Raw genomic sequence first — 23,586 nt, 5'->3', positions numbered from 1 at the left:
TTTAAAGCGTCAATTAGAAACCGGTCTTGCAAGGGATACAAGATAGATACGCAGCAACGTTAGCGGGAGTAATCAATAGTTAATATAGGGGGAATACACTATAACGGTTTTGCTATGGTGCGTTTATGCACTATAGGTCTTGTTGGCGGCAGACATTCTGCCTTTCTTCCAATCGTTAATGGATGCCGTTAAAAATGTTAACACAAACACTAAGGTGTTCGGCAAAGTAAAGTTATGCTGGTAATTCACTTCAACTTTAAAGACTAACATTATGAAAATGAATAAAGGTACAGCTAAGATAATGGTAGCAATGTTTTGAAGAACCAGCATTCCAAACTGATGCTGTTTTATCTTAAATATTATCAATCCTACCACAAGTGCAGTTAATCCAATTACAAACAACTCAAATGGAACAAAATTCCTAGTTCCAAATGCAATAATAGGCTGGTATAAACCTCCAAGGATATACATAAAAGTAACCCACTGAAAACCGACCATATATGCTCCGATAAGAAGCAACTCTACAGCCTTCAACATTATTAGTTTATTTTTTGTCATTTTGTTTACCGCCAACTACCAGCTAGCAGGAGTACGTACTCCCACTATCTGCACTATGTGTGGAGTACTGCCGCTTGTAACGGAAGCTCCATCCTACACTCATAAACTCATCTTCTAATGTACACAATTCGCCTATACCTTTCCTAAAATACAAAAGAAAAAGCGGCTGCCCTCTTTCGAGAACAGCCGCATTTAAAATATGATTATCTTCTACGATTACACGTCTACACGGGCGTACTTGGCGTTGCGCTCGATGAAGTCGCGGCGAGGACCTACCTCGTCGCCCATCAGCATCGAGAACAGGTGGTCGGCCTCGGCGGCTGACTCGATCGTTACGCGCTTCAGGCTTCGTGTTTCCGGGTCCATGGTTGTGTTCCAGAGCTGCTCCGGATTCATCTCACCAAGACCTTTGTAACGCTGCACACCTACGCTATCATCCTTGCCCTTGCCCATTTCGGCAATAGCCTCGAGACGGTCCTGCTCACTCCAGCAGTAGCGCTCCTCTTTGCCTTTCTTCACCAGGTATAGCGGCGGCAGGGCAATGTAAATGTATCCTCTCTCGATCAGCTCTCTCATGTAGCGGAAGAAGAAGGTCAGAATCAGTGTACGGATGTGCGATCCGTCTACGTCCGCATCCGTCATGATGATGATGCGGTGGTAGCGAAGCTTGTCCATGTTCAGCGCTTTCTCGCCTTCTGACGTTCCGAAGCTCACGCCCAGCGCCGTGATCATGTTCTTGATCTCCTCGCTCTCGTAAATGCGGTGCTCCTGTGCTTTCTCCACGTTCAGGATCTTACCACGAAGTGGCAGAATCGCCTGGAACATACGGTTACGGCCCTGCTTGGCAGATCCTCCCGCTGAGTCACCTTCCACCAGGTATATCTCGCAGTTCTCCGGATTATTGTCAGAGCAGTCGGCTAGTTTACCTGGCAAACTGGTGCTGGAGAGAACGTTCTTACGCTGCACCATTTCGCGAGCCTTGCGGGCTGCGTTACGGGCCTGCGCGGCTAGAATCACTTTCTGCACGATGATGCGGGCTTCCTTCGGATTCTCTTCCAGGAACTCGTTCAGCATTTCGCCTACAGCAGTATCTACAGCTCCGCCCACGTCGGAGTTGCCGAGTTTGGTTTTAGTCTGTCCTTCAAACTGCGGCTCCTGCACTTTCACTGAGATTACGGCAGTCAGGCCTTCGCGGAAGTCATCACCAGCAATCTCGATCTTCACCTTGTCCAGCATACCTGACTTGTCGGCATAGGCCTTCAGGGTACGGGTAAGGGCGCGGCGGAAACCACCTACGTGCGTACCACCCTCTATGGTGTTGATGTTGTTTACATACGAGAAGATGTTCTCAGAATACGACGTGTTGTACTGCAGCGCAATTTCTACTGGCACACCGTTTTTCTCGCTTTCGATATAGATCGGCTCCGGAATCAGGTTCTCACGCGTCTCGTCCAGGTAAGCTACAAACTCCCTCAAACCGCCTTCTGAGTAGAACGATTCAGAAAGAGGCTGTCCGTCTTCGCCAAGTTCACGCAGGTCCGTCAGGTTAATGCGGATGCCCTTGTTCAGGAAAGAGAGTTCGCGCAGACGGCTGGCAATGGTATCGTACTTGTACTCTGTGGTCGTAAAGATCGAATCATCCGGCTTAAACTGCACGGTGGTACCGGTTTTGTCGGTCGTGCCAATCTCGCGCACCGGGTAGGCAGGAGCGCCAATGTTATAATGCTGCTCGAACACCTTGCCGTTGCGGTGCACGGTTACGTGCATGTCGGTCGAGAGTGCGTTAACGCAGGATACACCTACGCCGTGCAGACCACCTGAAACCTTGTAGGTGTCTTTGTCAAACTTACCACCGGCGTGCAGCACGGTCATTACCACCTCCAGGGCCGAACGGCCTTCTTTCTGGTGGAAGTCGGTTGGTATACCACGGCCGTTGTCCGAAACCGTAACGGAGTTGTCTGTATTTATGGTCACATTGATGGTATCGCAATGACCGGCCAGGGCCTCGTCAATGGAGTTGTCTACAACCTCCCATACCAGGTGGTGCAGGCCTTTGATACCAATGTCGCCGATGTACATGGCAGGACGCTTGCGTACGGCCTCGAGCCCTTCCAGTACCTGAATACTATCTGCTGAATAATTGTTATGCAATTGTTTTTCTTCTACTTCACTCATTTGTGTCATTGGGTAGATTGAATAGGTAAAATTACCAAATTATTTCGTTTTAACTATGCTTTCGGGACAGTATTTACACCGATTGCTGCGCACCCGTCGGGTAGTGTGTTACCCGAGCCGAACGTGCCTTCATTTAAACAAAATAAATACACCATTAGTGCCTGTTGTACAAACACTTATACCATAAAAATACAAAAAGACCACCTCTTGTGGAGGCAGTCTTTCTGCTAAGGTCGAATGCAAATTATATTGGCAAAATAGTGCAGATACTTCTACCCACTCAAGTTCTACTTCGCCCTTAGGAGCGGCACGAAGGCCGTCCCGGTTTTTTTCATAGCTCAGTCAGGCATTGCATCGTGTTGTAAACGAACATACTGTTCCGGGATTGCGAAGGTTGCTGAAAATTTTCGTTGCCATCCAGGTGTCTTATGTTAAATTTCGGATATGAAAACGATCATTCTTCTCCTTATCTCCAACATCTTCATGACCTTCGCCTGGTATGGTCATCTCAAGTTCAAAGACACCGTGCTCTGGAAGGTGATTCTGGTCAGCTGGTTCATCGCCTTCTTCGAGTATTTGTTCCAGGTGCCGGCCAACCGGATCGGGCACGGACAGTTCACGGCCTTTCAGCTCAAGACGATACAGGAAGTGATTACGCTCGTGGTGTTTGTGGCCTTCTCGGTGCTATACCTGAAAGAAGAAGTCAAATGGAATTACATCGTCGGGTTCATCTTCATTCTGCTGGCCGTTTTCTTTGTATTTAAGAAGTGGTAGTTGAATTGTTCGCTGGCGTATGACAAGGTATAGCTTTCTTGATCCTGAGTTGTTGCAAAGGGCTTTTCCGATCCCTTGCGGCCGGATGAAATCTGCTGGAAGCCTCGGGATATCGAGGCGGGGATCAGAGCTCTCACTGCCCACGGGAAGACGATCGGAGCGATGTCGATTTACTTTAAGTCAGGTGATGAGGTGTACTGTCCCGTGTGGGGAGATTGCCTGATTCTGGCTGGTGATCGTGTGGCATATTTGCATTTGTTCGAGGGCCTTCATCTTCAGCAGGAAGTAAACCTGGAACTGGTGTATCGGTTGATAGATCGGTTTGCCCTCGTTTTACCCAAATTGTATGACTGGGTTAAAGACGAGGCGCATTATAAGGCGGCTATCGCATCAGAGCTTGCGAGTTATACCTTAAGTGAAATGTACTTCTGTTTACAATTGGACAAGTAAGCTATACCTTTGCAGCTATACCCGTATCTTTGCAAAAGCTGCACAGCACAGAAGTAGTCAGCGCTGATTTTAAGAAACCTATACCTATCATGAAAAAGTGGTTGTTATACCTGAGCCTGCCCTTCACCCTGATCGCGTGCCAGGGAGGCGCCAGTGAAGAAGACCGCCAGCAGACGCTGGAAACAGAGGTAATGGACCTGCACGACGAAGCAATGGCCGATATGAGCAGAATTTACCGCATGCGCCGCAACCTCACCAGCCTCCGCGACACCCTGCAGGCGCAGTCATCCGACACTGCCACCATCAGCCTGCTCACGCGCCGTATACAGGAACTGGAACAGGCTGATGAAGCCATGATGGAATGGATGCGTCAGTACAAATCACCCGACACGCTGGCCCACCAGCAGGCCATGCTATACCTGCAGCAAGAACACGAGAAAATGACCCGCGTGAAAACACTCATGGACAGCACCATTGCCAACGCCCAAAAAACCTATACCCAGCATGATCATAAATAACTTCCGCCTATACCTATCCGCTGCCCTGCTTGGCCTTTCGGCAGTTGCCTGGCAGTCCTGCTCCTCTCCTGCCGAACAAGCCGGCGGCCTGCCCTACCTGGGCGAGCGCCAACTGGTGCAGCGCGAAGTGAATGGCCAGCAGGTAACCGACACCGTTTACCACCGAATACCTGACTTCGCTTTCATCAACCAGGACAGCCAGGTGGTGACCAGCCTCACCGTGCAGGACAAGGTATACGTTACTGATTTTTTCTTTACCACCTGCCCCACCATCTGCCCTAAAATGAAGAGCCAGATGCTGCGCATTTACGAGGCTTTTGAAGATGACCCGCGCGTGATGCTCCTTTCCCACACCATCGACCCGAAACACGACACGGTGGCTGTGCTGCGCGACTACGCCGACCGCCTGCAGGTGAACAGCGATAAGTGGCAATTTGTAACCGGTGAAAAAGACAGTATCTACAGCATTGCCCTACAGTATATGGTGTCGGCGATGGAGGATGAAGAAGAGCCAGGCGGATTTGTACACAGCGGCGCCTTTGTGCTTGTAGACCAGAACCGCCATGTGCGCGGCATCTACGACGGAACCGACCCCGCTCAGGTCGACCGGTTGCTCCGCGATATACCGACTCTGCTGCCTAAAAAGAAAAAGAAGGATGCTGGTAAAAACTAAATTTCTGCTCTACACGGCAAGTATAGTCGCCCTGCTCACCCTGACCCGATGCTTCTACTCAGATAAGCAAAACGAAGGAGAGCAGCTCTATACTCAGTATTGCGCTAATTGCCACATGGACGACGGTAGCGGCCTCCGCAACCTGATTCCGCCCCTGGCTGGCGCCGATTACCTGGAGAACCACCGCGATGACCTGGCATGTATCATTCAGCACGGGCAAACGGGCAATATTGTGGTGAATGGTAAGAACTACAATCAGGGCATGCCGGGTTTTGAGCACCTCGATGCTGGGCAGATCACCAACATCCTCAATTACGTGCAAACCAACTTTGGCAACAACAATCCGCGCTACTCTATACAGGAAGTGGAAAAGCAACTCTTTAAATGCCGGCACTTGTTGGAGCATTAAACTAAAAACCAGATTAACAGAAAAGGCGCTGCAGTTATGCTACAGCGCCTTTTTTATACCTTGAGGGTTGCGTAAGATTATCTTCCGAAGTCGTCCTGTACCCGCACAATATCGTCTTCGTTTGATGGGTTGGCGGAATCGGTGTGTTGCCAGATTTCGGCCAGCACACCCCAATCATCCAGGCCTACCAGGCGATGGCGCTCACCCTGGCGCAGCGTGATCAGATCGCCGGGGTTAAGCACTTTCAGCTCGCCTTCTTCGTCTGTGTCGCTGGTCACCACACCTACGGCTCCTTTCACCACTTTCCAGATCTCGGCGCGTCGGTGGTGGTACTGCCAGCTGAGTCGCTTTTGCGGTGCCACCAGCAATATTTTCGGGCTCAACTTACCCGATATCTTCAGCTGATCAACCGGCATACTATCGAAATAGGCATTGGCAAAGTCCTGCGCCTGCGTTTCGTCAATCACAAAAAATCCGCCCCAGGGACGAGTCTGGTCCTGGTTGCTGATGTTAAATTGCTGTTGCTTCAGTTGCTTTTCTACTTCTGAGAAAAGGGCTGCTTTATCAGTTGTCTCGGATGTCATGTTCTGTTCGGTCTTTAAGGGTGATAGCATTATACGTGCAGGTATAGGCTAACGGAAGATTCTTGCCTCCTGTTGAGGTGTAGGGCAAATTTAGTAAAATTCTCCAGATACCAAGGTTGCACTGCGAGTAGGGCCTTTTTATGCTGGTATATCTCCCCTTGAGGTTATGGCCGTTTCATTTTGCTTTTTTTGACATCCTGAAAGGATCTTGTGGGCCAGTCGCGGGAGTTTTACCACTCTGCCACTAAATTTCTTTACAGAATGAAAGTGATTTCTGTGCAAGTTTTCCTGGAATGAAACGGCCCTGCTTCAAGGGCGGCAACTTATACCTGAGCTGGCAGTTTTGGTTGGTGTTAAACTTCCATACTAGCTAAACCACCCTGGAAGAAACACTCGAAATTTTATCCAAGGCATCCCACTTTAACTCATGGTTGGGCGTCCGGTAACTATAACCGGCATAGGCGTTTTTAATGACCACTGGAAATTTGCTAATTTCCCGGCCAGCTATCCAACCGTAAAACCCTACCGACTTTAGCGCGAAATCCACCCAGCCCTCAATCACGCAATCTTTGGAAGCCGGTTTCTGCTACTGCGGATAACCGTGGGTACAGTTGTCATTTGGTAGCCTGTCGATAGATTTCTTTGCAACTTTTACATCTATTTTGGTGCTGGCTACCAAAAAATCAAACGCATCCGAATTCCTGTTTTCGTAACCCGCACGATCGACCTGGTAGGTATAGCCCCGCGACTTGAGCCAATGTTCTAAGGCATATTCGCCCATACACCCCAATACGCCTTTATCAAGGCACTCTTTCTCTGTAAGTACAGGCCATTGCGGACCATATCTGCCGCATACTGTCTGTCTATTTTGAGGTTTGTGTCAAAATCGAAATATTGCACGAGCACTGCTGTTCATCAGATTGATTTAAAGTCAATACTAAAGTCCTGCAAGGTTAGTTGTAAATTGGTCTTATCGGTTTCGTTCAATTGGAACAGCGCATCCGGACAGATAAAGGCCTTGGGCTTCAGTTCGATCGCTTTTCTAAGGACCTCTTCGGAGACCGTATCCAACCCATACAGCAGTCCTTTATGCACGACTTCATACAGCACCGTATCTCCGACCGGCACCTCGTTTATAGCTGCATACAAAGGTATACCTGACTTAAGCAGCAGCTCCCAAAGCCTATACTCCCGGTATGCCCGATCCTTTTCTGACCGTGTAAGGCGTGTGAATTGCTTCGCACTTTCATCCCGGTTATCATCTCCGCGCCATCCACCAAAATTAGATGGGGCCAGTTTAAAATACCTGAAGCCCGTATCGATGGCCGAAGCACCTTTCTGCTGTGTTTGCAGTTTGTCATGCAGCAAGAGCAGGCGTTTTCTGGTGATCTCGGAAATGGTTCTGAAACCCTGTTGATAGGCTTTGGTGGTTGGGGCGATCTGCTCGTCAAGCTGCACGCAGACATACTTCCGGTTGCCGCCATCCTGTTGGTTCATTTCGAGCACGGCCTGCGCAGTGGCTCCCGAACCGGCAAAAAAGTCCAGAAAGATGCCATCCGGATCATCAGAAAAGCCAAGCAGGTACTTGATCAGACTGGGCGGTTTCGGAAAATCAAACACTTTCGCTCCAAAGAGGCTTTCGAGTTCGGTACTTGCATTTTCGTTTGTACCCACCCCGACTTTTGAATTGATCAGGTTTGGCGGCACCTCTTTATCGTATACCAGTTTTTCATACGAAGGGCTCAGCTTGCTCGTAGGTATACTGATTTTTGTGCCCTTGCTTATCTCCATGTCCAATTTAGGCTGCGACCACTTGAACTTAGCCTTCAGCACAAAAGGCTTCACAAACAGTCCGTTTTTCACCTCAGTATCGTTCAGCAGCTCGATGGCATACCTGTCGGTCCCGTAGCTGCCTTTCTGCAGCAAACCGTCCTTCAAACGGGTAGTGACCACATCAGCCGGAAATGTGAGCGTGCCTGGTTTATTCATCTGGTTGAGCAGCCCGTTGGAACTCGTGCTGTTTTTCCTGATTCCCTTAAATTTTTCGGGGTTCTTGTTTTTCTGGTAGCAGAGCACATACTCCACTACTTTTTTGCTCTTTCTGGACAAGTTGGCCGGCGTCTCGGATTTTGCCCACGAGAAGTAATCGATGAAGTTTTCTTCCCCGAACACCTCGTCCATCACCAGTTTGAGATTAGCCAGTTCATTATCATCGATGCTCACGAAAATGATACCGTCTTCTCGGAGCAGTTGGCGGGCCAGGAGCAATCTGGTAAGCATCATGCTGAGCCAATTGGAATGGCCGTTTTGCTTTCGGTTAGCCTGAGAACAGCCTGTTTTTCCAACAAAGTTGTCGGAGTAAATGAAGCTGTCGGAGCCGGTGTTGTAGGGTGGGTCAATGTAGATGCCTTTTACCTTGCTATGATAGGCTTTCTGCAGCACTTTCAGCACCTGGAGGTTGTCCCCTTCAATGAACACATGCTGCGTATGCTGCCAGTTAACGGACGCATCGGGCACAGGTATAAGTGTATTGGTTACAGGCGTTTGGAGTTGTTTGTAGGCATCCGCTTTGCCAGACCAGGAAAGTTGGTATACCTCCGGACCTGTGTGCACCCGGTCACCCAGCAGTTCCCTCAAGTGCCGCGTGTTCAGCTTGTTTTCGGTAAAGGCAGCCGGTATGATCTCCTTCAGCTTTTGAAGCAGTTCTTCCTGGTTGTGTAAGGACTCGCTGTTCATGGTCAAAACTTCTGTTAATCTGTATTTTAAATAAACACACGTTGAAGCCCTACGAACTGTACTCTTTCGTAAGTAGAATAGTATCCGGGTTGTACTATGCCGTAGGCCCTATACATTGTTCCGAGGAAAATAAACTGGAACAGGATTAAGCTGCTATACCCTGGCAAAAGTTGAATATAGCGAATAAAGGAGATAAGGGAGGAAGAAAATTCTAGATTAAAGTGAAATCATAAAAAGCAAGTCCTGTTGCGATATAATATGACTTAAATAAGGAAGCAGAGGTATAATAAGCCGGCTCAATCCTCGATCGCCTCAATCCCCTGCTCCTTCAGTCGTGCCAGGTGGTCTTTCATGGCCTGGAGCTGCTCCGGCGCATGTCCCTGCCATTCGGTCACCTCGCCTGTAACGCGGAGCGGATGCCGGGTCCGGTAAGACTTCGTTGGATTGCCGGGGAATTTCTTGTCTGTCAGATTGGGGTCGTCTTCAATCGGACCTGTCGGTTCCACGATGTAAATTCTGCCGGCACCTTCGCCCTGCGCCAGTTCAGCGCCCCAGATAGCGGCATCCAGAGTGGCAGTCAGATAGACAAAGTTCGCCTTCTTGCGCTTACCATAATTTGAGCTATAGCCAGGCGCAATCAGGTCGCCATTTTTCAAATTGGCCTTGGTGCCGTGGTAGTATGACTGTGTGTTCAGATCGTTAGTGGTCTCACTAGGTTTAACCACGCTGCTATTCTGTTCCATTGCCCTTATTGTGTATGTGCTCAATTGCTTTTTCTTGCTATCACCGATACGTGATTTAGCGGGTACTGGTCCAATTCCAGGTGTCTGCCCTGGCAGTTGCACTCGGCCAATATTTTTAGATTCGCGTCTATCCCAATGGAACTGTAACCGAACTTCTCGCCGAGCCAGGTATCTTCATGTGCTCCTTCTGCATCGCCAAAAGTATACACCATGATGCCCTGCGGATTTAAGTATCGGCAGAGCTTCTCGACTACGGGCTTCTGAAACTCAAGCGGCAGGTGAAAAATACTGTCCCAAGCGACAATCAGATCAAACTTGTCTTCTGTTTCCCATTCAGTGATATCGGCTTTTTCAAATCTTACTTCCGGATGATTTTGCCTAGCCAAAGCCAGCATACCTTCCGAAACATCGATGCCGGTCAAGTCGAAACCGTTCTCCAGAAGCTTCTTTGTAATGCGCCCACCGGTACCGCATCCTACATCCAAAGCAGTTCTCTTTGCAGTGCAGTATTGTATAGCCCGCTCGATCATGGAGATGCCATAATCAGATCCCATCATATTGGCATTCCATTGCGCAGCAATTTTGTCGTAGCTTTTGGCTAATTGGGAGGAATTCATTCCTATATAAGCCACTGGCATTATATTTTTCTTATTTTCTGCAGGTTATAAGCCAGAATTTTTGTGAGGATCTGTTTCCTATATTTTTGGCAGGTTCATCTATCTCTTTCGCTTCAATTAACCCATACCTGCCAAATTCATTTTCTACAGCATCTGAATCATAGAAGAATAGCTCCACACCGTGCTTCGTTTCAAATCTATCCTTGCTTACTTCTTTTTCATCCCCATACATAGCATCATTTTTTGATACTGCCACAAAAACCATGTATCCATCAGGCTTCAATTAGTTGTAACAATTTTGTATCAACTTAATCCGCTCATCTGTACTTAACAGGTGGATCAAAGCGTAACAGAAAATCCCATCGTATACCTCCTGGTCAAACGGCATCGCATTAACAGAGCCATGATGTACTTTTACATCATCTTTGTAGTGTTTTTGTGCCAGTTTAATGGCAGTTTCTGAAATCTCTATTCCAGTTACCTTGAATCCGGCATCGGTGAAGATTTTTGCATTTCGGCCGTAACCAAACCCAGGTATTAAGATTTTATGAAGCCTGTTCTCTCTAAATAACTTGAGGGTTGCAATGGCGGAATCTGCAGGTTCACCCCCCACATCGTCTTTTTATCTTTAAAGCTAGACTCCCAGAATTCTGCCATAATATTTCCTGTTATTCAAAATAAGAGGATATTTTTCTTCAATTAGGATTAACGGATTTGTGCAACTGATGGGCGAAGCGGAGTAAAGTGCCTGTGCAGGGTTAGGTAATGTATTTTTTAATTTCCAGTCTTTATATCTTGAAACTTACCGTTCTTCCAAACTAATTTGAACTGTCCATCGAAAGCGGGCGGCATTTCATTTATATAAACCTTTGCAAAGTCGCCAGCATTGTAATAGATCAAAGACATGCCATTTTCAAATTGAAAACCTATTCCAGCAATAACTATAGATTCTTGCCAACCTTCAATCGTCCCGAAAAGCAATTCGTCATAGTCCAGTATTTTCATATCTCGTAACTGGATGAATGGTTTTTTATCAGTTAAATCAATTTTGAACCAACCAGATTCTTTTTCTTCTTCTTTTATCTTCCATTTATATTCGACAGATTCTCCATCTGGAACCAAGTCAATTTCAAGAACGGTACCATCCGTGAATATTAGTTGTATGGGGCCAGCATCCTCTTCATTTTCTTTTCCGTCCATTAGAAAGTCAAATCTTAATAGCTTTTCTAAAATTTTACTTCTGACTTCTTGAAGATTCATTTTTTTATATTTTGCCTGACGGACGGGTGTATGCAGAGCCTGAGGCGTTAGCGAGGGTTGAGGATGTATTGTGTTGGGCTAAGGTTTTCTTTAGTTACTGCTGATAATAGGTTTTAGCTTCTGTTTTTGAATCAGGTTATTAGGTTCGCCAAAAGTTGGTTGATTTATAAAGCTCTCTGTAATTTCTGGTCTGTAGATGCTGAACTTTACTGGCTGCTGTTCTTGATTTACCCAATTATACAATTCTTTAAGGCAACCATTATCGTCTACATAAATTCTATTTTCAAGTTTTTTTATAAATCCTGCTCTCTTACCATTACCTATAATCAAATCACCTGTTTCGGTTTTATAATAAACGTCCTGTAAGTCTCCATAATGATCTTCTATAGCCATCAATTGTAAGCTGTTATAAATTAAGAAAACAACTATAGCCATCACTGCAATAGAAATCATTAATATAATTTTGATGCGTTTTCTCATAATCTAACTTTTGCCCAACTACTACGAAGGCGTGAACATACCCTTATTGTCACTATGTGCAAAGGTATAGGTTCCCATACTTCAGCTCCAGGCTTACCATTTATAAACACTTCAACCCTTTATATTTTCCTCAGCTAATATATACCTTACTCCCTCAATAATCCAGGGGACTTGTGCATTTAATTCCTTCTCAGGCACAATGCCTTTCTCGTGAAGAGCAATAGCAGGTATAGCGCAGGAGCAAGATGCTGCTCAGGTATAAGTGAGACAGAAAATCACTATATTGTCCGATGGAAAAAGGCACGCTTATACCTGCTTTTCAGGGAAAGATTTATACCTGCTTTAAGGTAAAAAAACCAGCATGCCGGCATCCAACATCGTAAATCATATACGGCGTGTTAACCGCTTTCCCAACCCCTACTATGAATATAAAACAAGTTCATCCCGCTCCGCTTCAACATCTACTCAAAATCAGTTTGCTGCTGTGCATACTTTGCTTCTTCAGCTGCCGCGGCAACAGCGACGAACTACGGCTGAAAGGCAAGAATTTTGAGCAGGAAATAGCCCGGGAGCAGAACCTGGTGTTCACCTTCGATAAAGATTTAGTCGGTGATTCGCTCCTGAATCAGTGGGACACGATTCCATACCTGAGCCTCACGCCGAAAGTGGCCGGAAAGTATAAGTGGACCGCCCCGAACGAACTGGTTTTTTCGCCGGACAAGCCTTTCGCCCCGACAACCAATTACAAAGCAGAACTAACCGAAAACCTGCTCCGCCACGCGGCGGAGAAGTATACTATACCTGCCGGACAGGGAATCACCTTCCATACCCCCTACCTCAAGCTGCAGCAGGTCAAAAGCTACTGGGTGGCAAACGAGAACAGCCCAAACCAACTGGAGGCCAGCCTGCTACTCGACTTTAACTATCCGGTGCTTTTTCAGGAGTTGCGGGAGCATTTAAAAGTATACGCCGGCACCAAAGAATTGCCCATAGAATTAACCAGCGGCAACCGCGACAACATCACCATCCGGGTAAAGAATGTAGAGGGGCAGCAGGAGAAAGAAATCCCTTTACGCCTCAGTATAGCCAAAGGCCTGAGCGTGGCCGGCAGCACCAACCAAACCGACCAGACCATCGAGCGTGACATTTTGCTGCCCAGTCGCCAGCGCATGATGGTGACAGAAGTAACTACCGCTTTGGAAGAAGGTCAGGAGCGCATTTACATTCTCACCACACAACCTGTCACCAACAGCAACATCGGCAACTTAATAGAGGTAAGCCCGCGCCGTGAGTATACCGTGGAGCGCCTGCAAAACGGCCTGGTGCTGAAGGGCAATTTCAACCAGAGCAGCACCTATACCCTGACCCTCTCCGGCGACCTGGCAGGTATGGAAGGCAAACCAATGGGCCTGCCGTACCGGCACAGCGTTACTTTTGCCGACACACAGCCCGGCATCAGTTTCGCCAACGCCAAAAGCATTTACCTCAGCAGCCAGGGCGCCCGCAACATTGCCCTTAACCTGAACCAGGTGCCGCGCATTAAAGTGAGCATCAGCAAGGTATACGAAAATAACATTCTGCACTACCTGCGGGAGGGCAAAATGTACGACGGCTACTACGACGAAGCCACGGAAGAATACTACTCCAGCTCCTACTACGATGTAAACGAGAACAACGGCAACACGCTATTCGAGCGCGAGTACAGCACTGAAAGCCTGCGCAAGCAAGGCAGTTCTTATCTGCTCAACCTCAACCTGCACGACCTCGATTTCGACAGTCAGTTTAAAGGGTTGTATGTGATCACCGTGGCCAGCACCGACAAAAACTGGCTGAAGGATTCCAAGATTGTGTCGGTTTCGGATATTGGTTTGATTGCCAAACAGGGCAAGGACGAAGTGGTGGTGTTTGCCAACTCTATCCGCGAGGCGACTACGATGGACGGTGTGGAAATTCACTTCATCAGCACGAACAACCAGGTGGTGCACAAAGCCACTACTGACAAAGATGGCGTCGCCCGTTTCAGCAACACCAGCCAGACAACCCCGGATTTTAAGATCGGTATGATCACAGCCCGCAAAGGCGATGATTTCAATTACATGCCTTACAGCCAGACGCAGGTGAACACTTCCCGCTTTGAGGTGGGCGGCAAACGCCTGAACGAACTTAACTACGATGCTTTTATCTACGGCGACCGCGACCTCTACCGCCCCGGCGACACCATCCATGTCAACACCGTGGTGCGCACGCCGGACTGGAAAACAGTGGCCGGACTTCCCATCAAAGTAAAACTGCTACTGCCTAACGGCAAAGAATACCGCAGCACCAAAGGCAAACTCAACAAGCAGGGTGCCAGCGAAACCAGCTTTATACTGAACGGCGCCGCTGTGACGGGTACCTATACCTTAGAAGTATACTCGGGCAACGACGTGCTGCTCAACGCGAAAAAAATTGGTGTGGAAGAGTTTATGCCCGACCGCCTGAAAGTAACAGCTGTCCTGAACAAGGAGACTTATAACGCCGGCGAGAAATTAATCCTTAACCTGACCGCGCAAAACCTGTTCGGTCCGCCGGCTGCCAACCGTAATTACGAAACGCAGCTCAGCCTCAAAAAGAAAATTTTTGAAGCCAAACGCTATCCCGATTATACCTTCGACATCCATACCTCCGGCTCCATCAACATCCAGACCAGCACCCGACAGGGCCAAACCGATGCGCAGGGCAAAGGACAAGAGGTATTTGAGCTGGAGAACTTCCAGGATATCGGCTTGCTGGATGGGTCGCTCCATACCACGGTTTTTGATGAGACAGGTCGCCCGGTAAACCGCCTCAACAAGTTTGACGTGAGCACACAACAGGCCTTCTTCGGCATCAAAAACTTTGATGATTACGTGAGCACCCGCCGCGCCATGAACATCCCGCTAATCGCGCTTAACCGTGCAGGAAGTCCCATTAATACCACAGCCCGCGTGCAACTGGTGCGCTATACCTACGAGTCGGTGATTGAGCGGAGAAGCGACGAATACAACTATAAATCGCAGCGCAAAGAGAACGTCATCGTCAGCCAGAACATCAATATACCTGCCACCGGAGCTACGTTCAATTTCACGCCTGTTTCTTCCGGCCAATACGAAATACGCGTAATGCGGCCGGGTGCCCACAACTATGTGGCGCAGGAATTCTATGCCTACGGCTGGGGCGATACCGAAAGCACCTCCTTTGCCGTGAACACGGAAGGCGAAGTAGACATTTCGCTGGACAAGGAAAAATACGAAGTAGGTGACGAAGCGAAAGTGCTGTTCAAATCGCCGTTTGCAGGCAAGATATTGGTAACCGTCGAGCAGAACAAAGTGCTCAGCTATTACTACCTCAAAACCGACAAAAAAGCCGCCTCGCTTACGCTGCCGATCAAGGACGAGCACCTGCCAACGGCTTACATCACCGCCATTGCGCTTCGCCAGGTAAAAGATAACCAGATGCCACTGACCATTGCTCGAGGATTTAAACCTTTAGCGGTCACCAGGAAAAGTACGCAGCTGGCTGTTGCTATACTTGCTCCTGAAACTTCCCGCTCCAGTAAGGTGCAGCAGGTTAAGGTGAAAACTGCTCCGAACGCAGAAGTTACGCTGGCTGTGGTAGACGAAGGCATCCTGCAAATTAAGGATTACCAGACACCCGACCCACATGGCTTCTTCTATCAAAAACGCGCGCTGGAAGTTGCCGGCTACGACCTGTACCCCTACCTGTTCCCGGAGTTGGGCGCGCGCTCCAGCACCGGTGGCGACGGCTACGATCTGGCCAAACGCATCAATCCGCTCACCAACAAACGGGTAAAACTGGTGTCGTTGTGGAGCGGGCAGTTAAAAGCAAATGCCAACGGCGAGGCTACAGTAAACGTGCGTATACCTGAATTTTCGGGCGCAGTCCGCATTATGGCCGTGGCGTATAAGGACAATGCTTTCGGTTCTTCTGAAAAGATGATGCGTGTTTCGGATCCGGTGGTGATCAGTACGGCTCTCCCCCGTTTTGTGAGTCCGCGCGATACGATATTGGTGCCGGTAACGCTGAGCAATACCACCACTACCAAAGCCACAGCCGCCAGCACTATTTCGGTGACAGGCCCTTTGCGTATAGTTGGCGAAACCCGGAAATCAGCAGGTATAAATCCGAACGCCGAGGCGCAGGTGACTTATAAACTAGTGGCTACGCCTGCCATAGGTCAGGCTACAGTGAAAGTAGCGGTCAATGCCCTTAACGAGACTTTTGCCAGCAATACCGACATCACGGTTCGCCCCATCGCTCCACTTACCAAAGTAACTGAGGCCGGCAGTGTAAAAGATGGCGCCACGGCCAACATCAAGCTGGCTAACGATTTTATACCTTCGTCTGTGTCGGCTAAGCTCGTGCTGAGTCGTTCGCCGCTGGCGCAGTTCACCGACGACATTACCTTCCTGCTGCGCTACCCGCACGGTTGCCTGGAGCAAACCACTTCCACGGCTTTCCCGCTTTTATACTACACCGACCTGGCCCGTTCGCTGAACCAGGACCAGAAGAGCCGCACCTTTAACCCGAATTACCTGGTGCAGGAGGCTATCAACAAAATTGAGCTGATGCAGCAGTACGACGGCGGCTTTACCTACTGGCCCGGCGCCACCTACACCGACTGGTGGAGCAGCACCTATGCCACGCACTTCTTGCTGGAAGCCAAAAAAGCTGGCTTCCCGGTAACGCAGGAGGTGCTCGATAAAGCCCTGCGCTATCTGCAGCAAAAAGTAAAAGCCAAGGCCATGGAAGAATACAGCTATTACGACGCCAGTCGCCAGGTGCAGAGCAAGTACATCGCAGCCCGCGAAACCACCTATTCGCTGTACGTGCTAGGTATAGCTGGCAAGGTAGATTGGTCCACGATGAACTACTACAAAGCCAAACCTGAATTGCTGTCGATTGATGCAAGGTATATGCTGGCCAGTACTTACGCCCTGAACGGCAGTCGCGAGAGCTTCAACCAGATCCTGCCCCGCTCCTTCTCCGGCGAAACTTCAGTGCGTGCCCTCGGCGGCAGCTTTTACTCCCCGATCCGCGACATGGCAATCTCGCTGAACAGTTTGCTGGAAGCTGACCCGGATAATCCGCAGGTTGGAACGATGGCAAGGCACTTATCGGATGAACTGCGCTCCAAACGCTGGTATAACACCCAGGAACGTGCTTTTGCGCTGATGGCTTTAGGCAAGCTTTCGAGCAGAAACCAGGGCGACCAGACAGCGCAGGTATACCAAAATGACAAACAAATCGGTACTTTCTCAGGCAAGGACCTGACGCTGACCAACAACATCGGCAGCGACCCGATCAGCATTCGGGGTAAGGGAACAGGCTCTTTATACTATTTCTGGGAACTGGAAGGCATCAGCCAGAGCGGATATGTGAAGCGCGAAGACAATTACCTGCAAGTGCGCAAAACCTTCTTCGACCGCAACGGCCGGGAGATCACCAACAACACGTTCCGGCAAAATGACCTGGTGGTGGTGCGTGTGGAACTGCAGTCGCTGGATGGCAGAAGTATGCCGAACATCGCCATTACCGACATGCTACCCGCCGGTTTCGAAATAGAAAACCCACGCCTGATGACTGCCCGCGAGTTTGGCTGGATAGAAGCCCAAAAACCCGCCACCCCGGACCACATTGATATTAGGGACGACAGGATCAATCTGTACGCTACCGCAAAACCCGAGCAGCAGTACTTTTTCTATCAGGTGCGCGCGGTATCAAAGGGTACATTCCAGTTAGGACCAATTGGGGCAGACGCCATGTATAATGCGGAGTATCATAGTTATTCAGGGGGTGGGGTTGTTACTGTAAAATAGTATTGTCCTAGCAGTGTTGTCATTTCGAACGCAGAGAGAAATCTGAAATATTTTGAGGTCATGAAATGATCCAGATTTCTCTCTGCGTTCGAAATGACAAAGAGGGAAAAATGATAAAATTGGAGGTCAATACTCCTGGACTTCTATATTAAGCGGAAACCAATGAGGATTGGTGCTATTAATCAAAGCGTCTTTCTTATCCCGACTCCACTTCTTTAACTCTTTTTCACGCGCTATGGCATGTTCAACTGAGCTGAAGCGTTCGTAATACATCAGGAGATGGCAAAAGTACTTTCCGGCAAATGTTGCAGGATTACCTGCATTTTCACAATGCTCTTCCAGTCTACGGACAATATCATTGGTTATGCCGATGTATAAAGTAGTTTTCTTCGGATTGGTTAAAATGTATACAAAGTAATTGTGAAATATCATCAGTAGTAATTCATTTTTCAAACTACAAAAAGTAATCCGAATAAATTCATAACCCAAGATGCAAGCACAACAACCAAAGTATAAACCAAGCCAGCGGCTGCTAAAGTATAGTAGGCCCTTGCTGAAGTATACTTTATACTTTGTGCTGACGCTTTGCCTTACCTTAGTTATACTTAACTACCTCTACCCACTCAAAATAAACATCTCCTACTCCCCCGTTATCACTGCTTCGGATGGCAGCGTGATCAATGCTTTTTTGAGCCGGGATGATAAGTGGCGGATGCAGCTGGAGCCGGACGAAATAAATCCTGTCCTCAAAAAAGCGGTGTTACTGAAGGAGGACAAATACTTTTATTATCACCCGGGCATTAATCCCTTTGCGATAACGCGCGCCTTAACCAACAATATCTTTCAATATAAGAAAACCTCCGGCGCTTCTACCATTACCATGCAGGTGGCTCGTCTGCTATACCCCCAGCAGCGCACCTATGCTAACAAGTTGATGGAGATGTTCCGGGCACTGCAACTGGAGTGGTACTACAGCAAAGACGAGATCCTGCAGCTATACCTGAACCTGGTACCTTTTGGTGGGAACATCGAAGGTGTAAAGGCTGCCTCTGTTTTATACTTTCAACAGTCGCCCAGGCAGCTGAGCTTGGCGCAGGCGGTTACGCTGACGGTTATTCCGAACAAACCTTCCTCGCTGCGGATCGGTGAGCAGAACGAGCGAATAGTTGACTTCCGTAATAAGTGGCTGCGCTATTACCAGGCGCAACAGGCTTTTCCGGCTTCGGAGATAGAAGACGCTTTGCTGGAGCCGCTGGAAGCACGTCGTCTGGATGCTCCGAAAGTAGCACCGCACTTTGCTTACCGCATGTTCCGCAGGTATAAGAATCAGGCCATCATTAAAACCACGCTGAACCGGCAGGTACAGGAAAAAGTGGAGCAACTGGCCTACAACTACATGCAGCGGCTTCGCCACCTGAACATCCACAACGCGGCGGTACTGGTCATCAACAACCAAACAAGAGCGGTAGAGGCCTACCTGGGTTCTGCCGATTTTAACGATTTTGCGCACCACGGGCAGGTAGATGGCATTCGGGCAGTTCGCTCGCCGGGAAGTACTTTAAAGCCGTTCCTGTATGCCACCGCTTTCGACAAAGGTACGCTCACCCCGAAAACCATCATCACCGATGTGCCCGTGGATTATGCCGGGTATCGCCCGCAGAACTACTTTGGCAACTACAATGGTAACGTCACCATAGAACATGCCCTAGCCACTTCGCTCAACGTGCCCGCCGTAAAAGTACTTGACCTGGTGGGTGTGGATGCTTTTGTGCAGAAGCTGAAGCAGGCAGAATTTTCGCAGATGAAGCAGATGGACCACCAGCTCGGCCTTTCCCTGATTCTGGGAGGATGTGATGTAAAACTGGAAGAGCTGACCTTGTTTTACGCCGCTTTGGCTAACCAAGGGAAGTATAGCCCTGTTAAGTGGCTGCAACAGGATACCACGCAAGCGGAAACGCAGCTGCTTTCGCCAGCATCGGCTTACATGGTGGGCCAAATTCTGACGCAGCTCACCCGCCCTGATCTGCCGCACAATGCGCACAACAGTCCGAACCTGCCCAAGATCGCCTGGAAGACCGGCACCTCTTATGGCCGTAAAGATGCCTGGAGCATCGGCTACAACAAAAAGTATACAGTAGGCGTGTGGGTGGGCAATTTCTCCGGCGAGGGCGTACCCGAACTAAACGGCACCGACTCGGCCACTCCCCTGCTTTTCGACATCTTCAACAGCATCGATTATAACTCCACTGACGGGTGGTTTCAACAACCTAAAGACATTGGTTTAAGAGTGGTTTGCGCAGAGAGCGGCAGCCCCGTTAACAGCTTCTGCAAAAATCAGGTACTGGATAACTTTATACCCGGCATCTCGTCCACGCAAAAGTGCAGCCACCTGAAAAACATTACCGTGTCCGGAGACAAGCGGTATAGCTACTGCACCAGCTGCCTGCCACCAACAGGTTTTGTGCAACAGTTGTACCCTAACCATGCGCCGGAGCTACTCACCTTTTACGATGCGGAGCGCATACCTTACCAGCAGATTCCGGCACACAACCCCAGTTGCCGCCGCATCTTTAAAGAGCACGCTCCGGTTATCACCTCGCCGGCTGCAGGTATGGAGTATCTGCTTGAGCAGGAAGAACGCCAGCAACTGATGCTGCACAGCAACACGCACAACGAAGTTAAGCAAGTATACTGGTATATCAACGATAAATTTCTACGTGCCACACCCGCTAACGAGAAGGTTTTTTTTGAGCCACAAAAGTCCGGCAGGTATAAGATTTCCTGCACCGATGACCGGGGAAGGAACACGGACAGTTATATCACTGTGAGGTTTCTGTAGGTATACCGCTCAGGCGTATTTACACGTAGAGCAGGCGTTCGCCTTTGTTGTAAGCTTTGTTGTGGAGGTAAAAAAGGGTTGTGATTATGGCTTTTCTGCGGTGTGCCCCGGATGCGCATAAAAGGAGATATCTAACGCTGATACGGAATGGTGCAAAAGTGTCAAAAAGCCCGAAAACAACAACGCCAGACCGTTTTTGACGATCTGGCGTTGTGTGAAAGTGATCCCGTTTGGATTCGAACCAAAGACCTACTGCTTAGAAGGCAGTTGCTCTATCCAGCTGAGCTACGAGACCAGCGTCCTTAGGAGAGCGTTAGCTCTACCCTTAAACAAAAAATTTCGGAATTGCTTCCGAAATTTTTTAAGTCGGGGTGGCAGGATTCGAACCTACGACCTCCACATCCCAAATGTGGCGCGATACCGGGCTACGCTACACCCCGAACTATGCTTCCAACTCCGGTCAGCGATTGTGTCGCCGTTAATGTTGAACGCGGTGCAAAAGTAAGCGAAGAATTTAAATTGTCAAAACATTTTCAATTTATTTTTTCCGCTTGCGGAGGAGGGGGGATTCGAACCCCCGGTACCGTTTCCAGTACGGCAGTTTAGCAAACTGCTGGTTTAAGCCACTCACCCACCCCTCCGGGTCTCTCCCTGCTGAAGAGATTGCAAACATACTACATTAAATTTGCTCACACAATAGCATACCCCAAAATTTTAGCAAATAAACCCGCCTGGTATACCTCTAAACTCCCTTTTCTAAAACTAACTACCTGATTCTATTTAGCTTTCTGATGCCAGATTTTTTTTAAATAATTTAACCTGACACCCTCTTTTCACTACGCCACACGGCATCTGCTCCGCCACCTATACCTGTATCTGCTTTCTGCGCCACGCAAAAGTCCTGTACATTGGCTTTCCTTTCTTATATTTGTCATCGGGCAATTGCCTGATTCTGCTCAACATGACCTGGTACCAAACGCTAACACTGCTCGAAATCCTGTTCGGCATCCTCTTCCTGGGGCTGTACATCGGGTATCTGTGGCGGGTACAGAGGGTATCGGCTTTTTTTGGGCAGCGCCCGCATGGTGTCTGGGTGAAGTTCGTGCTGCGACACGCCTATGTGGTCCTGCTCATCATTGCCATCCTCGGGCCCTCTTTTGGAGCCATGAAAAAAGAGATCAAAACGATCGGCAAGGACATCTACATCGCCGTGGACCTTTCGGCCTCTATGGATGCCAACGATGTGCAACCCTCCCGCCTGGAACGGTCCAAACGTGATATCATACGATTGATCAGCCGCTTCAATTCCGACCGAATCGGACTGATCGTATTCGATTCGGAAGCTTATCTGCAAAGTCCTCTTACCTACGACCAGCAAGCACTCACGCTCTATACCCAAACCTTGCGCACGGGTCTGCTGCCACATGGCGGAACCAGTTTTATACCTGTGCTGGAGCTTGTATCCCAAAAATTCGGGCAAGCCGCTTCGCCGGGGGCAAGTGAGCAAAAGGCCCGCATTCTGGTGCTCATCAGTGACGGAGAAGATTTCGGAGGTCGAACCTCCGACTGGGCTGACAGGCTACGCGAACAAAACATACGGGTATTTGCTCTGGGCATCGGCACCACAGACGGTACGCAGATTCCGGTTGGTGCTTCTTATAAAAAGGATCCGGAGGGCAATCCTGTCGTTACGCGTCTGCACCCTGAGGGACTGGAGCAGCTGGCAGATGCGACAGAAGGCGAATACTTCGAGGTAAATGGCCGCATCAGCGAAGTGAGCCGCCTCATCAACGCCATCAACAACATAGAAGGGGAACTGCGCGAAAGCAAAACCATTGATGTAACCGCTAACAAATACATATACCCACTGGCCCTGGCCCTGGTCCTCATCCTGCTTGATCTACTTATCACCGTTAAACTGATCAGGATATGAAGGCATTCGTGGCGGTTATACTGTTTATCGAGTTTCTGTCGGGGGGGCTGCGCTCTATCTCGCTCATGAACGAACACGCAGACCTGGCTGCGGCGGCTTATAAGCGCGGAAATTACATTGAAGCTGTGGCCTCCTACGAATATCTGCTCGAAGACCTCGATGTGCAGGATGACCAGGTACGGCTTAACCTGGGGCATGCTTATTTCCGGATAGGTGAGCTACAGAAAGCGCAGCAGCAGTATACCTTGCTGGCCAACCATGCCACCCGCCACATCAAAGCGGTTTCGCTTCTACAGCTGGGGGCTATTTCCGCGCAAAGCAAAAAGTACAAGCAGGCCCTCTCCTACTTTCGCCAAACGCTGATCGTGGAGCCGGGCAATGAAGCGGCCAGGTATAACTTCGAGCTGATTCAAAAACTACTGGAAGAGCGTCCTGAACTGGCCCAGGCCGATGAAGAAGACGAGGTCTTGCCTGCCGATCAGCAAGCGGCCCAAAACCAACCGAAACCGCAGCAACAGAAACCCGAAGAGGAAGAGCAGGTGGAACAGCCCCGTAAAAACCCCGACAGCGAAGGCGACCAGGAGGCCGAAGTAGATAAAGCCGAGCAAGATGACCAGGGGCAACAGCAAGAGCAGGGAGGAGCTGGTCAGGAGCAGGATGGAAAGGAAAATGGCAAGTCGGCTGAGAAACAGGAGATCAGCGGTCAGGAACCCGGTGAGACGCAAGGCATGAACCCCGAGAGCAACTTCGACCCGAAACGGCCGGAGCGGAGCCGAAGCGCAGAACCGCTTTCTGATGCAGAACAACGGGCACAGACCAGAAACAACCGGCTGCAACAGCACAACATCAACCCCGAAAAAGCCCGTTTGATGCTGGAAGCCATGCGTAGTGCAGAACAACAGTATATCCAGCAATTACCCAAAAAAGCGACTCGAAAACCTGACCCTACCAAACCGGATTGGTAAACACTTGTTTGGAA

At 49.1% G+C, this 23,586-nt stretch carries 21 protein-coding genes and 3 tRNA genes; 9 read left to right on the top strand and 15 right to left on the bottom strand.

The genetic code is table 11. The features are described 5' to 3' along the window. Window positions 1-123: 123 nt before the first annotated feature. Complete coding sequence (locus L1278_RS09865) at window positions 124-558, bottom strand: hypothetical protein (protein WP_253403321.1); 435 nt, start codon at window positions 556-558, stop codon at window positions 124-126. 216 nt (window positions 559-774) lie between these two features. Beyond that, on the bottom strand, window positions 775-2,733 hold the full coding sequence (gene gyrB, locus L1278_RS09860; protein ID WP_253403353.1) for a DNA topoisomerase (ATP-hydrolyzing) subunit B: 1,959 nt from the start codon (window positions 2,731-2,733) through the stop codon (window positions 775-777). A gap of 444 nt (window positions 2,734-3,177) precedes the next feature. Between gyrB and L1278_RS09855 the strand changes: the two genes are divergently transcribed. The 5 genes from L1278_RS09855 (at window position 3,178) to L1278_RS09835 (ending at window position 5,557) form a co-directional block, all read left to right on the top strand. Then, window positions 3,178-3,507 (top strand): DMT family protein, encoded by a 330-nt coding sequence (locus L1278_RS09855; RefSeq protein ID WP_220624721.1) that lies wholly within the window; start codon window positions 3,178-3,180, stop codon window positions 3,505-3,507. Between the two features lie 162 nt (window positions 3,508-3,669). Next, the gene (locus tag L1278_RS09850; RefSeq protein ID WP_253403319.1) at window positions 3,670-3,957 is read left to right on the top strand and encodes a hypothetical protein; all 288 of its coding nucleotides are present in this window, start codon (window positions 3,670-3,672) and stop codon (window positions 3,955-3,957) included. Window positions 3,958-4,046: 89 nt separating this feature from the next. Beyond that, complete coding sequence (locus L1278_RS09845) at window positions 4,047-4,475, top strand: hypothetical protein (protein WP_253403317.1); 429 nt, start codon at window positions 4,047-4,049, stop codon at window positions 4,473-4,475. Continuing rightward, window positions 4,462-5,148 carry an SCO family protein gene (locus L1278_RS09840; protein WP_253403315.1) on the top strand — a complete coding sequence of 229 codons (687 nt, stop codon included), beginning with the start codon at window positions 4,462-4,464 and terminating at the stop codon, window positions 5,146-5,148. The genes L1278_RS09845 and L1278_RS09840 overlap by 14 nt, the downstream gene beginning before the upstream one ends. Next, window positions 5,132-5,557 carry a cytochrome c gene (locus L1278_RS09835; protein ID WP_253403313.1) on the top strand — a complete coding sequence of 142 codons (426 nt, stop codon included), beginning with the start codon at window positions 5,132-5,134 and terminating at the stop codon, window positions 5,555-5,557. Before L1278_RS09840 ends, L1278_RS09835 begins: the two co-directional genes overlap by 17 nt. Window positions 5,558-5,634: 77 nt before the next feature. Here the strand turns inward: L1278_RS09835 and L1278_RS09830 are convergent, their stop codons facing one another. The 9 genes from L1278_RS09830 to L1278_RS09790 all read right to left on the bottom strand — a co-directional run bounded on the left by L1278_RS09830 (window position 5,635) and on the right by L1278_RS09790 (window position 11,977). Continuing rightward, the gene (locus L1278_RS09830; RefSeq protein WP_253403311.1) at window positions 5,635-6,141 is read right to left on the bottom strand and encodes a phosphoheptose isomerase; all 507 of its coding nucleotides are present in this window, start codon (window positions 6,139-6,141) and stop codon (window positions 5,635-5,637) included. A gap of 586 nt (window positions 6,142-6,727) precedes the next feature. Next, window positions 6,728-6,922 (bottom strand): hypothetical protein, encoded by a 195-nt coding sequence (locus L1278_RS09825; RefSeq protein WP_253403309.1) that lies wholly within the window; start codon window positions 6,920-6,922, stop codon window positions 6,728-6,730. Between the two features lie 134 nt (window positions 6,923-7,056). Further along, window positions 7,057-8,877, bottom strand: coding sequence for a site-specific DNA-methyltransferase (locus L1278_RS09820; RefSeq protein WP_253403307.1), 1,821 nt, complete (start codon window positions 8,875-8,877; stop codon window positions 7,057-7,059). Window positions 8,878-9,173: 296 nt separating this feature from the next. Continuing rightward, window positions 9,174-9,620 carry an NAD(+)--rifampin ADP-ribosyltransferase gene (gene arr / locus L1278_RS09815; protein ID WP_253403305.1) on the bottom strand — a complete coding sequence of 149 codons (447 nt, stop codon included), beginning with the start codon at window positions 9,618-9,620 and terminating at the stop codon, window positions 9,174-9,176. Window positions 9,621-9,640: 20 nt separating this feature from the next. Further along, on the bottom strand, window positions 9,641-10,237 hold the full coding sequence (locus L1278_RS09810) for a trans-aconitate 2-methyltransferase (RefSeq protein ID WP_253403303.1): 597 nt from the start codon (window positions 10,235-10,237) through the stop codon (window positions 9,641-9,643). A 31-nt stretch (window positions 10,238-10,268) separates the two neighbouring features. Continuing rightward, on the bottom strand, window positions 10,269-10,520 hold the full coding sequence (locus L1278_RS09805) for a hypothetical protein (protein WP_253403301.1): 252 nt from the start codon (window positions 10,518-10,520) through the stop codon (window positions 10,269-10,271). Next, window positions 10,521-10,850, bottom strand: coding sequence for a methyltransferase domain-containing protein (locus L1278_RS09800; RefSeq protein ID WP_253403299.1), 330 nt, complete (start codon window positions 10,848-10,850; stop codon window positions 10,521-10,523). 161 nt (window positions 10,851-11,011) lie between these two features. Beyond that, complete coding sequence (locus L1278_RS09795; protein WP_253403297.1) at window positions 11,012-11,497, bottom strand: hypothetical protein; 486 nt, start codon at window positions 11,495-11,497, stop codon at window positions 11,012-11,014. Window positions 11,498-11,587: 90 nt separating this feature from the next. Continuing rightward, on the bottom strand, window positions 11,588-11,977 hold the full coding sequence (locus L1278_RS09790; RefSeq protein ID WP_253403295.1) for a hypothetical protein: 390 nt from the start codon (window positions 11,975-11,977) through the stop codon (window positions 11,588-11,590). Between the two features lie 422 nt (window positions 11,978-12,399). Here L1278_RS09790 and L1278_RS09785 point away from each other — a divergent pair, with 422 nt between their 5' ends. Further along, a complete protein-coding gene (locus L1278_RS09785) occupies window positions 12,400-17,835 on the top strand; it encodes an alpha-2-macroglobulin (RefSeq protein ID WP_253403293.1) in 5,436 nt (1,811 codons plus the stop codon). 126 nt (window positions 17,836-17,961) lie between these two features. On the opposite strand, the gene L1278_RS09780 is transcribed toward L1278_RS09785, so the two are convergent. Beyond that, window positions 17,962-18,288 (bottom strand): GIY-YIG nuclease family protein, encoded by a 327-nt coding sequence (locus L1278_RS09780; RefSeq protein ID WP_371927341.1) that lies wholly within the window; start codon window positions 18,286-18,288, stop codon window positions 17,962-17,964. 37 nt (window positions 18,289-18,325) lie between these two features. Here L1278_RS09780 and pbpC point away from each other — a divergent pair, with 37 nt between their 5' ends. Then, window positions 18,326-20,674: a penicillin-binding protein 1C gene (gene pbpC / locus L1278_RS09775; RefSeq protein ID WP_253403291.1), complete on the top strand. Its 2,349-nt coding sequence runs from the start codon at window positions 18,326-18,328 to the stop codon at window positions 20,672-20,674. A 221-nt stretch (window positions 20,675-20,895) separates the two neighbouring features. On the opposite strand, the gene L1278_RS09770 is transcribed toward pbpC, so the two are convergent. From L1278_RS09770 to L1278_RS09760, 3 genes are all read right to left on the bottom strand, one after another. Beyond that, window positions 20,896-20,969, bottom strand: a tRNA-Arg gene (locus tag L1278_RS09770). 71 nt (window positions 20,970-21,040) lie between these two features. Then, window positions 21,041-21,114 (bottom strand) — tRNA-Pro (locus L1278_RS09765). A gap of 114 nt (window positions 21,115-21,228) precedes the next feature. Further along, window positions 21,229-21,315, bottom strand: a tRNA-Ser gene (locus L1278_RS09760). Window positions 21,316-21,635: 320 nt separating this feature from the next. Here L1278_RS09760 and L1278_RS09755 point away from each other — a divergent pair. Both L1278_RS09755 and L1278_RS09750 read left to right on the top strand, forming a co-directional pair. After that, a complete protein-coding gene (locus L1278_RS09755; protein ID WP_253403289.1) occupies window positions 21,636-22,607 on the top strand; it encodes a VWA domain-containing protein in 972 nt (323 codons plus the stop codon). Beyond that, window positions 22,604-23,572 carry an aerotolerance protein gene (locus L1278_RS09750; protein WP_253403287.1) on the top strand — a complete coding sequence of 323 codons (969 nt, stop codon included), beginning with the start codon at window positions 22,604-22,606 and terminating at the stop codon, window positions 23,570-23,572. Before L1278_RS09755 ends, L1278_RS09750 begins: the two co-directional genes overlap by 4 nt. Window positions 23,573-23,586: the final 14 nt, after the last annotated feature.

Origin of the sequence: Pontibacter sp. HSC-36F09 (assembly GCF_024171605.1) — a bacterium.
In the GTDB taxonomy this organism is placed as follows: domain Bacteria; phylum Bacteroidota; class Bacteroidia; order Cytophagales; family Hymenobacteraceae; genus Pontibacter.
Note: the sequence above shows the minus strand (reverse complement) of the source record. Positions and strands in the feature narration are given on the sequence as shown.